Annotated in this window: 12 protein-coding genes; 11 read left to right on the top strand and 1 reads right to left on the bottom strand. The window is 49.0% G+C overall.

Going from position 1 to position 15,563, the window contains the following annotated elements:
* Positions 1-180 precede the first annotated feature (180 nt).
* Positions 181-861, bottom strand: coding sequence for a glutathione S-transferase family protein (locus J4G78_RS07285; RefSeq protein ID WP_207989706.1), 681 nt, complete (start codon positions 859-861; stop codon positions 181-183).
* 193 nt (positions 862-1,054) lie between these two features.
* Between J4G78_RS07285 and J4G78_RS07280 the strand changes: the two genes are divergently transcribed.
* The 11 genes from J4G78_RS07280 (at position 1,055) to J4G78_RS07230 (ending at position 15,464) form a co-directional block, all read left to right on the top strand.
* Positions 1,055-1,354, top strand: a complete 300-nt coding sequence (locus J4G78_RS07280; RefSeq protein WP_207989705.1) for a winged helix-turn-helix transcriptional regulator — start codon at positions 1,055-1,057, stop codon at positions 1,352-1,354.
* A gap of 390 nt (positions 1,355-1,744) precedes the next feature.
* Entirely contained in the window at positions 1,745-4,030 is a 2,286-nt protein-coding gene (locus tag J4G78_RS07275; RefSeq protein ID WP_207989703.1) for an efflux RND transporter permease subunit, read from the top strand.
* Positions 4,031-4,193: 163 nt separating this feature from the next.
* The gene (locus tag J4G78_RS07270) at positions 4,194-4,835 is read left to right on the top strand and encodes an outer membrane lipoprotein-sorting protein (protein WP_207989701.1); all 642 of its coding nucleotides are present in this window, start codon (positions 4,194-4,196) and stop codon (positions 4,833-4,835) included.
* A gap of 224 nt (positions 4,836-5,059) precedes the next feature.
* A complete protein-coding gene (locus tag J4G78_RS07265; protein ID WP_207989699.1) occupies positions 5,060-6,022 on the top strand; it encodes a hypothetical protein in 963 nt (320 codons plus the stop codon).
* A gap of 199 nt (positions 6,023-6,221) precedes the next feature.
* Positions 6,222-7,616 (top strand): M1 aminopeptidase family protein, encoded by a 1,395-nt coding sequence (locus tag J4G78_RS07260; protein WP_207989697.1) that lies wholly within the window; start codon positions 6,222-6,224, stop codon positions 7,614-7,616.
* A gap of 351 nt (positions 7,617-7,967) precedes the next feature.
* Positions 7,968-9,263 (top strand): threonine aldolase family protein, encoded by a 1,296-nt coding sequence (locus J4G78_RS07255; protein WP_207989695.1) that lies wholly within the window; start codon positions 7,968-7,970, stop codon positions 9,261-9,263.
* Between the two features lie 48 nt (positions 9,264-9,311).
* Entirely contained in the window at positions 9,312-10,565 is a 1,254-nt protein-coding gene (gene alr, locus J4G78_RS07250) for an alanine racemase (protein ID WP_207989693.1), read from the top strand.
* Positions 10,566-10,567: 2 nt separating this feature from the next.
* Entirely contained in the window at positions 10,568-11,248 is a 681-nt protein-coding gene (locus tag J4G78_RS07245; RefSeq protein ID WP_207989691.1) for a GntR family transcriptional regulator, read from the top strand.
* Between the two features lie 2 nt (positions 11,249-11,250).
* A complete protein-coding gene (locus J4G78_RS07240) occupies positions 11,251-12,201 on the top strand; it encodes a threonine ammonia-lyase (RefSeq protein ID WP_207989689.1) in 951 nt (316 codons plus the stop codon).
* A 180-nt stretch (positions 12,202-12,381) separates the two neighbouring features.
* Positions 12,382-13,563, top strand: coding sequence for a class C beta-lactamase (gene ampC / locus J4G78_RS07235; RefSeq protein WP_207989687.1), 1,182 nt, complete (start codon positions 12,382-12,384; stop codon positions 13,561-13,563).
* A 125-nt stretch (positions 13,564-13,688) separates the two neighbouring features.
* Positions 13,689-15,464: a CocE/NonD family hydrolase gene (locus J4G78_RS07230; RefSeq protein ID WP_207989685.1), complete on the top strand. Its 1,776-nt coding sequence runs from the start codon at positions 13,689-13,691 to the stop codon at positions 15,462-15,464.
* Positions 15,465-15,563: the final 99 nt, after the last annotated feature.

Here is a 15,563-nt window from a genome sequence, read left to right as displayed (position 1 = left end):
CACCATCTCTGCTCCCAATTTCGAAACAGAAATATGGAAAGTTTCTTGTAAATCCCGATATATTTTGAAGCGAGTACACAGCCATTCATACCGATCAAATCGCTTATCGTTTTCGACCCCGATGCACCTCGATTGCAATAACCACGATGGTAAAGCGTTGATCCGGGCCAACTTCCAGCCCTATGACGACCAATGAGGCGGCAGCGTTTTCGACATTCCGGGCAAAGCTTCCACGCGAGATTTCCAAGCTTCAAGTTTGGGGAACTCACGATCCAATCCATCAAGTCCCAGCATCACCATATCATCGGGCTTTATTTCCATCGCACGCTGTATCAGTCGGATATCGGGAAAGGCGACCGCATCCGCTGCGGTTGGATAGTCACCGCACAAATAGTCTGCCTGAGCCAACATTTTTTCAAGGCGTTCGCATTCAAACCTAAGTTTGTCAGCAGCTTGGTCCTTCGCCTTGCGCTCGTCAGATGGAGCCTCGGTCACCGGGATTCCCTGTACAAGGATTGAGAAGAAAACATCATTGTGGGCGGCACGCAGATAATCGACCGTTTCCAGTACATTTTGCCAGATGTTGGCTGCCTCGGCGGCATTTCGCCCAAATAGCGGTTTTTTCGGAAACTCGCGATCCAACCAGGCCAGAATGCCTATCGAATCCCGCAAGATGAGATCATCTTTAACAAGGGACGGCACGGTGCCGCGGGGATTGATTTCCAGATATTCGGCGGCTTTATGCTCACCCTTCGAGGCTTCGAGGTAATGAATATCATATTCGAGTTCTTTGAATGTGAGGCCGGCAAGCACTCTCCAAGCTCGAGGAGCGCCTGATACGGCATATACGGTCATGGTCATAATCGTTCACTTTCCTAAATGATGAATGGTGTTTGCAAAGAAACTATAGGTTTGGTATTCTTTCGCAAGAAGGCAGATTTTGCGTATATAGTATCAAGAAAGATACCAACTCTGAAAACTGGAGGAAGCATTGAATAAAGTCACATCACTGAAAGCTGCACCCATTCCTGTTTATGAAGACGGATTGTGTCCCATGCCCGACATAGCAAAATTGATCGGCGGGAAATGGAAACTTATAATTCTGCAGATTTTGGTTTTTCGCGGCATGAAACGTTTCAACGAACTGCGCCGGATGATTGATGGAGTGACGCAGACGATGTTGACGAAACAATTGCGTGCGCTGGAAGCCGACGGATTGGTTGAACGCAAAATTTACCCGGAGGTGCCGCCCCGCGTCGAATATACCGCCACGAAGCGCGCGCATGAGTTGCAGGAAATGTTCATGGCCATGCACGACTGGTGGGTGAAAGAGAATCCTCCGCAAAAAAAATGACCTATTTTTTGCAGCCTATGTAATGGTCATTCCAGTCTAAAAAAACGTCTAAATTTGGCCATTCCGCTTAGTATGTTATCGCGTACCTGGTAGCCTGTAGTGCTGCTTCTACGCAATTACTGCCTTCTTGCGACCGCCTCCCAACACTGAAATATTGATCGCACGCGAACGAGAAGGTTTCGGTTTTGCGTGCAACAGTCATCCTTGCACAAAACGAAAATTGACGCAGTTCCGGTAACCTGAGCGTTCTTTGAAATTAAAATCAGAAAAATCTGAGCGAATTGCCATTCCTCAGAGCAGGGAGTCTTGCGGTCAAAAAAAGGCCGAAAATATCTTATGCCAGAACCAACCAACCACTCCACCAAACCATATCATATCTCAGATTTCATCGTGAAATTTCGCTGGCTTCTGGCGCTTATGATCATCGTTGTTAGCATCACCGCCGGCGGCGGTCTCTCGAAATTGACCTTTGATGGAAACTACCGGGTATTTTTTGGTGAGAATAATCCAGACCTGATTGCTTTTGGTGAATTTCAAAATGTTTATACGCGCAACGATAATCTGTTTTTCCTGCTCTATGATGAAAAAGCGCCAGGATTTTCACGCTCCTTGGCAGAGGCCTCGGAAGCTCTGACCGAAAAGGCGTGGACCATTCCATTCGCGTCCCGTGTCGATTCAATCACGAACTATCAGCACACATATGCGGATGGAACCGATTCACTGGTTGTCGAAAATCTGTTTCGAGACACCGAGAATATGTCGGATGCTGAAATTCGGTCACGCGCCAAAATTGCGCTGAGAGAGCCCACACTGGTCAACAATGTCATTTCCGAAGATGGCCGGGCTGTCCTTGTGTCGGTAACGCTCCCGTTCCCAGAGCTCAATCCTAGTGAGATCCCACAGGCCGTTGCTGCGGCGCGGTCACTGGTCGACGAAATTGAAGCGCAATATCCGTCGCTTCAAGTGGCACTTTCAGGCACGACAATGTTCAACAATGCGTTCAACGAGGCCGGTCAGACAGACTCTGAAACGCTTATCCCGCTTACATATGCCGTGATGTTGCTGTTGGTGCTTGTCTTGTTGCGATCCTTTTCAGGAACCGTGGCAACTTTGCTGGTGATCGGACTCTCAACAGTGACCGCACTGGGACTCGCTGGTTGGGTCGGCATAAAACTCATGCCAATCGCGATCGCTGCCCCGACAATAATATTGACATTGGCGGTGGCAGATTCCGTTCACTTGATATGGGCGGTTAAACGCAATCTGGCGAATTGTTTGCCTAAGCGCGAAGCCATAACCGCAGCATTGAAATCCAATCTGGCGGCTATCTCGTTGACAAGTATCACGACCGCTATTGGTTTCCTCAGTTTGAACTTTTCAGATTCACCGCCGTTTCGGACGCTGGGAACGCTCACGGCCATTGGCGTAATCGCGGCTTGGTTATATTCGTTGGTCTTGGTTCCTGCACTGCTGATGCTGATGCCGTTGAAACCGGCAACTCAAGCAAAGACAGGTTGGCTAGAGCGATGGTTGAGTGCTTATTCAGGCTTTGTTGCCCGGCGCCCCAAGCAAATATTTGTGATTGGAGGGTTGATCACGCTGGGTTTCGGCGCGTTGGCGACGCTCAATCAGAATAATGACCGATTTGCTGAATATTTTGGTCATGAGATGGAATTTCGTCACGATCTCGAACTTGGTATAGATGTTCTAAAATCGGCGGATATTTTTGAGGTGTCCGTATCATCGGGCGAGCCTGAAGGCATCAACAATCCCGAATATCTCACGCAGCTCGACGCTTTTGCGAAATGGGCACGGCAGCAACCTCATGTGAGACATGTCTACGCCTATTCTGACGTAGCCAAACGCCTCAATATGAACATGCATGGCGACGATGCGAATTTCAGAAAATTACCAGACAGTTCAGAATTGGCGGCGCAATACTTGCTGCTTTACGAACTATCGCTTCCCTACGGCCTTGATTTAAATGACCGCATTGCCGTCGACAAATCTGCAACGCGTGTCAGCCTTTCGATGAACGACCCGACAGCGCAGGATTTGCGGAAACTCAGCGAGGATATCCAGGCCTGGTTTTCTAAAACCAACGCACATGATCTGGAGCCTGCGCGCCCAACCGGCCCTTCTGTCATGTTCTCTTATATCTCTAAACGCAACGTGGATGCCATGTTCTCTGGTACTTTGCTTGCCGTGGTGCTGGTCGGTATGTCGATCATGATTGGACTGAGAAGCGTCAAATTTGGTCTCCTCAGTCTTGTACCCAATTTGGTGCCACCGATTATTGCCTTTGGTCTTTGGGGATTACTGGTCGGAAAAATAGGGATGGCAGCATCCGTCATCGGTGCCACATCTCTTGGAATTGTGGTCGATGATACCATCCATTTCATTGCAAAATACTTGCAAGGGCGCCGTGAAAACGGATTGCCTCCCGAGGCGGCTATAGCGTTTGCCTTTACGCGGGTCGGCGGCGCCATGGCGACCACGACTCTTATTGTTGCGGTAGGTTTCGCTGTTCTGGCAACGTCTGTGTTCGCTGTAAATTCCCAACTCGGTTTGCTGACCGCGATCACAATCATCATTGCGCTAATTTTTGATTTCACCGTCTTACCAGCGATGCTCCTGATCGGCGCAAAGCGTGAGACGCACATACAGGAAGGATAATCCCATGACATATTTTAAAGGAACATTGATACTCGGCCTGCTTGCGCTGTCCGCGATGCCAGCGTCGACCCTGGCGCAAAGCGGCAAGGAGCGGGCGATCCAAATTGCGAAAAAAAGTGACACGAGCGATGATGGTTTCAAAAGCAGCGTCGTTGATCTGCAAATGATCCTTCGCAACGCGCAAGGTCAACAAACAAAAAGGACACTGCAAATTCGAACTTTGGAGCGCGTGAACGGCAAGGTAGGTGACAAAAGTGTCTTGATAATGCGCACCCCGGCAGATGTAAAAGGAACAACCTTTCTCTCGCACGCAAAGCTCACCAAGCCAGATGATCAATGGATATTTCTACCCGCGCTCAAGCGCGTGAAAAGAATAGCTTCAGTGAACAAGTCCGGCCCCTTCCTTGGCAGTGAATTTGCTTATGAGGATTTCACTTCACAGGAATTTGGGAAATTCACCTATCAATTCCTGCGGCAAGAAAAATGTGGTAGCCGCATATGTGATGTGATTGAAAGAAAACCTCTTTATCGACATTCGGGATATAGCAAACAAATTGCCTGGATTGATCAAAAGGACGCTCAATTTCGACGTATCGAGTTTTTCAATCGCGCCGGAAGCCGGGTCAAAACTCTGAAATTCAGCGATTATCGAAAATATTCAGGACGGTTTTGGAGGGCCCATCGCCTTGAAATGACCAATCATCGCAACGGCAAATTCACAGCGTTAGTGTTTGGACAGTTTGCTTTCAACCGGAAGCTCTCATCAAGCGATTTTGTCAAAGGCTCGCTGGCTCGTTTGAGATAAGCGTGATGAAACAGATTGTCTTCATCACACTTTTGTTCACCGCTTCGCTGGCGCATGCCGGTGAAACAGAGGTTACTGGAAGTGCGGGTATCGAAAGCAGGGTTTTTACGCAGCAGGCGCAATATCCGGCTCAGTTATCTGGTGCACAGATTTCGATATTTGCAGAACCCGAGTTTCAGTTCACGACAGATGATCAAACTTCAACCGTTCGGTTCAATCCCTTTGTGCGACTGGATAGCCGGGATAGTAATCGCTCCCACGTCGATGTGAGAGAAGCCAGTGTTGAACATTTCGGCGACGGTTGGGATGCGCTGCTGGGGATCGGTTCTGTCTTTTGGGGAGTGACAGAATCTCGTCATCTCGTGAATATCGTCAATCAAATCGATGGGTTGGAAGATATTGATGAGGAGTCATTTCTTGGGCAGCCAATGATACGAATAGGAACCCAACGTGACTGGGGGCGGCTGGATGTTTTCGTGATGTCGGGATTTCGGGAACGCTCTGTCCCCAGTGCTCGAGCCAGACTCAGATCACCAATTTTGGTGGTTGATGAAGCGCGCTTCGATAGCGGCGCTGAAGAGTTCGCTTTGGACTTGGCTGGTCGTTATTCCCACACCCTTGGCGACTGGGATATAGCATTGAGCGGATTTTATGGGACAAGCCGCGAGCCTGTTTTTGAACAAATTGCCGGAACAGACAATCTGCGGCCATTTTATGATCGCATAGGTCAAATTGGCGTTGAAGCGCAATATACGTCGGGTGCGTGGCTTTGGAAATTTGAGGGGATCCAAAGAGCAGGATATGGAGAGACCTTCCAAGCGGCAGTGGGTGGTTTTGAATATACACTATATCAGGCGTTCGCTTCATCAACCGATGTCGGGATTCTTGCTGAATATTTGTATGACAACCGAAGTGAGAGCGCTCCAGTGACTGTGTTCAATAACGATCTGTTTTTGGGAACACGCATGGCGCTTAATGATACTCAGGACTCCTCGCTTTTGGTGGGAAGCGTTTTTGATCTGGAAAATGGGTCGACAAGCATCCGGCTGGAAGCGGAGCGCAGATTGGGTGAGAATTTTCAATTCGAAGTCGAGGGACAGTTTTTTGCGAATGCTGATGCGATCGATCCGTTGAGGGTATTTAATGAGGATGACTACATCACGCTGCGTCTTACCTGCTTTTTTTAATGAACGATTGGCTGATTATATTGATGAGTAAGAAAAAACCGATGAGGCGCAGCGAAACGGCCGAGCACCGAGTGTCTTCAGGCAGAAAGATCACTCTACGCGAGATGGACAAGCATTGGGCGCAATCGCTTGAAAGGCTCAGAAAGCTATTGGAATTCGGCGCTTAGTATAGCTTTGGTTGACGGTGGGACCTTGCAATATGCAAGAACCGGTTGAAATCCATGTGCTAGATCGAATTTCGAAATATATTCAAACTAGGGCTCTGGACATGAAAAGAAAATATTTGGTCTGGCTTAGTGTTATCGGCCTGATGAATTTTAGCGACATCTTTCTGCACAAAGGCCATGCCGAGGTCGCGCCAAGCAGCTCGAACACACATTTTGAGCTGGACATTTCTCTGTTACATCAAACGGAAATATTGGTCACAGCCATTATCAATCCATCCTCCACATATCACGATGATGGCTTGATACTGAATCGCGGTGCAACAAACCTGACGGTCAAGGCAAATGATACAGATTTAAAATATGACTTTCTGATTGAAGGGGAGCCTCCCAACCCATTCATTGTCCGAGGTCGCCCACTTAGATTCAAGTGGCCGAAATGTGGTAAGCGATTGTGTAGGCTGACTATTTCTTACGCGATCCCTAGAACGGAAATAGACTATGGTTCTCAATGGGGTTCAGAACAAACAGAAGCATTAGAAACAGGTCTTTATGCAGCCTGGATTCCGGTGATCGAGGGAGATGCTGACACGGGCAAATTTACCTTCGATGCGCGCCTGAGCCTGCCACATGGATGGAACATGTCAGGCAATGGGAAGCTGGAGCAATGGGGCGATACAATCCATTTTAGGCGAATGTCTCCGGGTATCGACTTTACCTTTTTAGCAGGTGAGAAGCTGTCGGTGGTCGCCACAGAAAAGGGCACAACCAACGTTGAGATTGCGCATTTTGAAGATCGTAAATCAGATGCCGAAAGAATAGTGCCAATTGCGTCCGGTGCCCTAGATTTCCTTACAGAACATTTGGGTTCGTTAAGTGGGGTATCAGACCAAGCGCTGAAATTTATTTTGAGCGATCGTCGATCAGGCCCTTCTTATTCACGGGGTAATTATTGGGTATTGACGCGAGCAGATGAACCCGGAGCGCTTGCCAATCTTGTTGCCCATGAGACTGCTCATTTTTGGTGGAACCACGCGCCGACGTCAACATGGGAGGATTGGAGAAATGAGGGTTTTGCGACTTTTTATGCGTGGTTGATACTTGACGATATGGGGTTTCGTACACTGGAAGAAAGCGTTTCCATTGCAAGGAAGAGGTCTGCAGAGGTTCCGCATATCTTCGGGCTGCCGCGCAATCATCCCCGCGCCCATAATGTGCTCTACGACTCAGCAGGCATATTGCTTCATGGTCTCTATAATCGAATGGGCAAGGTTGATTTTCTGAAATTCTCTCGCGATATTTTGAATCAGAAGCCAGCAAAAACAACGCAGTTGCTGGAAATTTTGAGCAATTATCCTGGGCAGAATCAATTGTGGCTTGCCAAATGTCTGGGCATTCCAGTCCAAGCGGAAATTCTTTCGCCATGTTGAATGGATGCATTCAGTATCTCGTGTCATCGGCCCAACGGTTCCGTTACGGCATCAAAAACCTACAGAAGATATCCCATGAAATCCGACATATCCACAAAAGTCTCTCCGACATTGGTTTGGGAAAATCCGCTGTTCAGCAATGAACTTTGACAGCACGACCCTTGGATCAAGAACACTAGAAGTGCTCCAAGATCATTGCCGAGTGGTAGCACTATTTTGGGTTTTTCTGTAAGTTTTTGACGAGAAAGAACCGCCAAGTCTCCATCCCGATAGGCATTGTTTCCGAACCAACGCTCGCTGATTCCGGAGATGATAATAAAGGAAGCCTGACCAGGCAGCGCTTGACAAGTTTTGCGATCGCTGATTGAATACAATATAAATAGATTGGATACAATCAGCGATCTGATGCTTGGAGTTTATGCGGTGGAGAAAACAAGGCGCAATTTACTGACGGGAATGGCTGTTTGCGCCAGCGGCGCCGCGAATGTTGGATATACCGCTGGCCTTAGTGCGCCTTTGGGGGTTGGCGGTAAACGCGACTCGGAGAAAGCTCGGACTAGTAGCCAAGCGATAACCAAAGAGGATCTAACGATTGAACATGACCTTGCGTTCCCCTTTCAACATTTTGAGAAATCGTTTTCCGATCGGTTGCCGCTTATCGAAAATTATATGCGATCCGCGGGTTTGAGTGAGGAGTATTATTGTAAAGGAGAAGCGATCTCCCAATTGGAAAGCAAGGTTGCTGCGTTGTTTGGTAAGCCGTCAGCTATGTGGTGTCCGACTGGTACACTCGCCCAAAGTATAGCCATTCGAATCCATGGTGACAGGACCGAACGAAACATTTTGCAGATGCATCCGACATCGCATTTGGTTCTCCACGAGGAAGACGGCTACAAGCACGCCCATGGTTTTGAGCCATCAATTGGGGGAGAGTGGCGAGAGCCCTTAAAAGCGGAGTCGATTGATAAGTCAGCTGCGTGCATGATAATCGAAATGCCGCAGCGTCATAGCGGCGGTATATTGCCGACTTGGGAAGAGCTTGAAGCTTTAAAAAGCAGGTCGCATGCGCTTGGTGTACCACTCCATATGGACGGAGCCAGGATATGGAGTTGTCGTTCGTTCTATAATCAGAGATCGTTCGCTGAGATAGCAGATGGGTTTTCGTCAGTGTACGTATCTTTTTATAAAGATATTGGCGCTTTTGGTGGTGCCGCTCTTGTTGGAGATAAGGATTTTATAGAAACTGCGAGAGTCTGGAGATCCCGGCTCGGCGGTGTTGTGTCGGAGCACTGGCCGGTTGTCTGCGATACACTGCGCTTAATTGATAACAAGCTGGTGGAAATAGACGGGCTCGTAAAAATGACGCGCAGCTATGCAGCGTTTGTTGACCAGACAAGCCAATATTCGGTTTCCCCCAATCCACCACAATCGAATTTCTTCCATGTTCTTCTACCGGTTCCAGCGCATGTCGCCGAAGCAGCTCAAATTGAAGCGGCAAAGGAAACGGGTGTTTGGTTCACAAATGTATTTTGGAACTACGAAAGCGAAAGTACATGCGCCATGGAGGTAAAATTCAGTGAGACGACAGCTGCAATGCCCCGAGAATTATTGGAAAACGCATTCTCCAAATTTTTTGCGCATATTTAGTTTGATCAAGCAGGACGTCGGGCCTCGCGGCTTAAGGAGTATTTTAGGATGGACAAGACAAGGCGCAGTTTCTTATCGGGCGTGGCCGTTTGTGCCGGGGGCGCTTTAAGTACTGGATGCGCAACCGGTGCTGCATTGTCCCAGAGCAAAGGCGCTGTATCTGATGTATCGAACATTTCGCGTCTGCGACCGGGGGGCAGCATCAATAGTAACGATCCCTGGATCGAAATCGATGCTGAGGCATTTCGAAACAATGTTCGTGAAGTGTCACGTATGGCGGGCGGGACACCAATTATGGCTCCCGTTAAAAACAACGCCTATGGGCTGGGTGATATAGTCGTAGGGCCACTACTCGCTTCCATGCCGGAAGTGTCGAGACTTGCCTGCGTTCGGGTTTCAGAAGGTCTCGCCCTCCGAGCGGCTGGAGTGAAGAAACCGATCTTGAATATGAGTGAAGTTACCGAAGAGGAAATCGAGGAGCTCGTTCTAAACGGTATTGAGATCACGTGCTGGCTTGACGATGCAGGCGAGAGATTAGATCGCGTTTCCAAACGGCTCGGCAAACCTATTCCTGTACACTTCTTCATCGATACCGGGCTTAATCGGGAGGGAATGCCCTATAATCGGGCGCTGCCATGGATGAAGGACCTCGCGCGGCGCTCATCGGTTAAGGTCGCTGGGATCTATACGATGTTCATCCATGACATTGAGCACGATAAGGTGCAGTTGGCCCGATTTAATCAACTCATAGCTGAAGCGCGAAAGGAAAATATCCCTCTAGGATTAATCCACGCATCTCCATCCTATACAACCTTTTATCTTCCGGAAGCGCGTTTTGACACAGTGCGATCGGCAACGGCGTTATTCGGATTGTATCCAGATGCGAATGCCGTTTCGATGGCGGACTTAAAATATGTTTGGCGATTGCGCGCGCGCGTTGTCAGACTGGAGCAGTTACAGCCCGGCGAAACAGTCGGGTTTGGGCCTAAATACACAGTCGAGAAGCCGACAACACTTGCCTTGCTCCCCGTCGGATCAACGGATGGTTATCCAAGTTCGGCTGTCAATAACTGTAAGGTCCTGATTGGTGGTCATCTCTATCCGGTAGTTGGATCCATTAGCTCGGCGCATACGATCATTGACGTGAGCGAAAAACCGGATGTGAGTGTTGGTGATGTCGCCACATTGGTCGGTCCAGACCATAAAGAAATCGAACCCAGGGCTGTGGCGAAACAGGCTGGCATCGGTCACTATGCGCTCATGAGCCGTCTCAATCCATTATTGCCAAGAAAGCTGGTGTAAAGATGAAAGATCAGAACGAAAATCTCAAAAAGCCGCGGGGCACTGAGGCGTACGAACTCATCTTGAACAAGATTCTCGCTGGCGAAATCCAGCCAGGTGCGCCGATCGTCGAGGCGAGACTGGCAGAAACCCTGGGTGTTAGTAGAACACCGATTAGGCAAGCACTATTCAAGCTGGAGCAAGAAGGGTTCGCAACCAGCTCATCCGGGGCGGGTTTTTCAGTGTCGCCCTTGACTGAACGTGAGGCGCGAGAAGTATATCCCCTGATTGCAGGTCTTGAGGTGATAGCAATTGAAGAATCTGGACCGCTGCTTCCAACAATTGTCGATAAACTTTTGAACTTGAACAAGAAATTAGCCGAAGCAAAGAATATTGCCGCTGGCATTCAACTCGATTCAATGTGGCACGATACGCTAATCTCTTGCTGCGGAAACAATCGACTTCAGTCATGGGTTAGTACGCTGAGATGTACAGTCTATCGCTACGAAACATACTATATGTCAGACACGGCTTTGATCGCAGAATCTGTGAAACAACATGCCAAACTTATTGAACTTCTCCGTGACGCCCGCTTGGATGAACTCAGCAGTGAGTTAAAGCGCCACTATAAATTCGGTATGGAGGCGGTGGTCCTCAAGCTTACTGCAGAAAGCGCTGCAATTGCTGCGGGCAAATTGCATTGATAATGAAGAGCGCCGACATTCAGGATCAAATCTATGCCGCACGTTCCGGTATAGACAAGGTCTTTCTCGATACGCCGCAGTTCAAAGCTGACGTTTTATCGGCACATCTGGGAAAAGCGCCCATCTTGAAAGTCGAAACGGTTAATCCAATCAGATCCTTTAAGGGGCGTGGTGCTTGTCTTCTGGTTGGTGCTGCTGAACCAAATACGCCCTTGGTCTGCGCGAGTGTCGGAAATTTTGGTCAAGGCATGGCCTATGCAGCGCGCGTTCGCGGCGTGCCATTGACGGTGTTCCTGGCCGAAGATGCAAATCCATTGAAGGTGGAACGGATAAGATCGCTTGGTGCAACGGTCGTACAATATGGCGCTGATTTCGATGCTGCCAAATCTGCCGCCAGAGATTTTGCGCACGCCAAAGGACATGCATTTGTTGAAGATGGGGCCGCATCTGCGATCACTATCGGGGCGGGAACGATCGGAATGGAAATGCTCGCCAGCAAAGAAAAACTGGGAGCAATAGTCGTCCCTGTGGGAAATGGTGCGCTGCTCAATGGCGTAGCTTCATGGATAAAAACCCACCAGCCCGGCGTTCGCGTTATCGGTGTGTGTTCGCGAGCTGCACCAGCCATGGCTATGAGTTGGAAAGAGGGCAGGTCGATTTCAACAGCCGAAACATCGACTGTGGCGGAAGGCATAGCCGTTAGGGAGCCCGTGCCAGAAGCTGTCGATTTAATGCAGGAGCTCGCCGACGATATCCTCCTGGTGAGCGACAAATCAATGATCCAAGCCGTTCAGCTTTGCTTCCAGGAACTAGGCTTGCTCGTTGAGCCCGCAGGCGCTGCAGGATTGGCTGCGCTCATCGAACACCCAGATGCGATCCCAGAGGTAGAAGTAGCGACAATACTCTGCGGCGGAAATGTATCGAAAGCTCAGGTTAAAGCATGGATTTCTTAAACTATCAGCTATTTGGATCGGGTTGCTTAAACCTTGGGTGCAATTCGCGGCTACGTAATCCGTTTGCGGGTTTGTTTCTCAGAGGAGAAGATATGAGCGCCGTGACCTACTGCTATTTCTAAGATCGAGCGGACAAAGCCATGCTGAATTTGGCAATTATTTGGAATCTGAAAGGGTAAAATGAAACAGCAAAAAAACCACAATTTATGTTTAGTGTTATTCACTCTCATTGTTGGCGGTTGCATCAGGAATGATGCTTCCGAGGTCCAACAACTTCCGATAACACCCATTGTAGAAAATCTCGTGCCAAGTCTCATGGCAGAGCATGAAATTCAAGGGATGTCCGTGGCAATTTCACATAACTCCCAAGACTATTTCTACAATTTCGGTGTGTTAGATCAAGAGTCCGGCAAAGCAGTAACCCAAGATACAATTTTTGAAGTTGGTTCCATCTCCAAATTATTCACCGTCACATTAGCAACAAAGGCCGAGCTGGAGGGTGTGATTTCTCTGGACGCACCTATCGGTAAATATGTGGATGAGTTAACAGACAGTCCGCTAGGTGAAGTTCCGGTCTTTCACCTAGGAACGCATACGGCTGGTGGATTTCCCCTTCAACTGCCAAAACAGGTGCAGACAAAGAAATCTCTTTACGAGTATTACAGAGCGTGGCGCCCCGAGCATCCCGCCGGTAAACAAAGGCACTATGCCAATCCCAGTATCGGGTTACTGGGATTGCTTGTTGCCCAAGAAAGAAAAGAGAGCTTCGTCAGTTTGATGGAGCAAGGGCTATTCCCGAGTATTGGGATGGAAAGCACCTTCATCGATGTGCCGGACGAAGCCTTAGACAATTATGCTTGGGGTCATAGCCGAAAGGGAGAAGCGGTAAGGCTCAAGCCAGCATTACTGTCAAATGAAGCCTATGGCGTCAAAACAACAAGCGCGGATTTGCTAAAATTCCTCAAACTGAACTTGTCTGGCACCGATCACTCTAACTCTTTATCGAACGCCGCTTATCAAACTCAAGAAAGCTATTTTGAAACTGAATATTTTCAACAATCTTTGGTTTGGGAAAAGTACGAATATCCAATAGATACTTGCAACCTAAAGGAAGGAAATTCAAATAAGATGATCCTCCAACCATCACCTGTGACGGGAGTTGAAGCGCAAAAATCAAACCATTATGTACTTAGTAAAACTGGGTCTACTAATGGTTTTGGAGCCTATGTATTTGCTGTTCCAAGCGAAGATTTTGCATTGGTTTTGCTGGCTAACAAATACTATCCGAACGGCGCACGTGTAGAAACAGCCTATAGAATCGCGGCTGAAATTCTCTCATGGAATGCCGAATATTGTGAATAGTTTAACTGCCCCAAACAGGATCAGTACAGTAAAGATGAGTTCCCCTACGTTTACTTGATGCAGATAGTATAAAGAATAGGTCGGCAGATTCAGTTTTTTGGGAGATTCAAGATCTTATGAGAACTATGTTTTTTTTGATAAGTATTCTTATTGCGATTGCACATTCGTGGACTAGCCCAGTCGCCGCGCAGGGTGGAGGCCAGGACCAAAAGACGGTTGATGTTCTTCTTCAAAATATCGTTGCCGCTGAAGATGGAACGCCTCTTGCTATAACAATTTGGAAACCTGGGCCGGACAATCAGCGCTATCCAACAGTGCTTGTCGCGACGCCTTATGTTTCGGATGAAGCGCATCCACGCGCCCGTAAATATGCCGATCGAGGATATGCTATGGCGAGTTTGGATCTTCGTGGGCGGGGTGGATCGAAAGGCGAGTTTATCCCTTTCAGCGATCATGGTACGGATATTTGCGACGCAATTGCCTGGATCAAGGAACAGCCATGGTCGGACGACAATGTCGTGATGCGAGGCGGCTCTTATCGCGGCATGACGCAATGGATGGCCGCGCGGTCATGTCCTGATGAGATCGAGACGATGATCCCCACTGCCTCGGTTTATCCCGGGTACGACTTTCCAATAGTCGCTGGCCATCGCAGCCAGAAATATACTGCTGGATGGCTGGGTTTTGTGGCGGGCTCTGCGATGAATCCGAATTTCTACACGGACAGCGACTATTGGCGAGAGCGTACATCCTACCGCGACCACGTTCCCTTCAGTGAGTATGATGCGTTTATTGGGCTGCCGTCTGAGCATTTTCAGACATGGGTGAATAGGCTTTCAGAACCAGAAGCTTGGGCTGCATCAGCATGGGAGCCGAACGATTATGCACAAATGCATATGTCTGTCCTGACCGTTACTGGCTATTATGATGGCGACCAACCCGGTGCACTTCGCTATTTCCGCGAACATCAAGAAGGCGCTCCCCAAAGCGCGGCGATAAATCATTATCTGGTCATGGGGCCGTGGAGCCATGGTGGAACGCGAGAGCCAAGGCAGAAGTTGAGTGAGGGCGTCGAATTTGGACCAGCTGCCGTCTTCGATATGGATCAGTTTAACTTGGACTGGTTTGATTGGCGCCTCGGCCGTGGCGCTAAGCCCGACTTGCTGAAACGTCGGATCGCCTACTATGTCGGCGGCGCAGAAGAATGGCGCTATGCCAACAAGCTTGACGAGATTTCCAGCGAACGCCGTAAGTTCTATCTTTCTGCCACCCCCGATGAAGCTTATGATGTTTTCCGCTCAGGCCATCTTGTCGATGCACCGGTAAACCAAGAAGAGCCGCACCGGTTTAGAAGCGATCCACTCGACACCAGTCCCGCTGACCTCACGGATACTGATTGGAATGCCATTCGCGATGGCAGCCTTCGATCAACGGTACCCGCATATATGCCGGAAACGCTGATTTTCCATTCGCCTCCCTTGGACAAAGGTCTAACTTTGGCCGGCCAAATGCGCCTGAGGCTCTATCTGGAAATGGATACTCCTGATGCCGATATCTTCGTAACAGTCTATGCCATGTTCCCGGACGGCCAGCCGCTTTACCTCGGTGGAGATGTCGTACGCGCTAGGTTTCGCAATGGTCTTAAACCGTCACTGGTTGAGCCAGGCGTGGTGGAAGCCTATGAATTCAAAAATTTCCTTTGGAATGCCTGGGCGCTGCCAGAAGGAACAAGGCTGCGTCTTACTGTTGGTCCCTATAATGATCCTTCCGCTCAGAAAAATTATAACTCAGGCGGCCGGCTTGGATTTGAAACGCTAGACGATGCCCGTGTTGCTCAGATCAAATTGTATCACAGCACTGAATATCCAAGTGTCTTGGAAATTCCCGTAGTTGCCGACTGACCTTCGGGTTGGCGGTCGATAGCGGTTTGATTTTGATTTGGACAACGGGAGACGCGATGTTCTGTAAGGGCAGTATCTTGAGATCGAAATTTGGCAGCG

The sequence above is a fragment of the Parasphingorhabdus cellanae genome, from assembly GCF_017498565.1.
Lineage (GTDB): Bacteria > Pseudomonadota > Alphaproteobacteria > Sphingomonadales > Sphingomonadaceae > Parasphingorhabdus > Parasphingorhabdus cellanae.
This window is presented reverse-complemented; position numbering and strand designations above follow the sequence as displayed.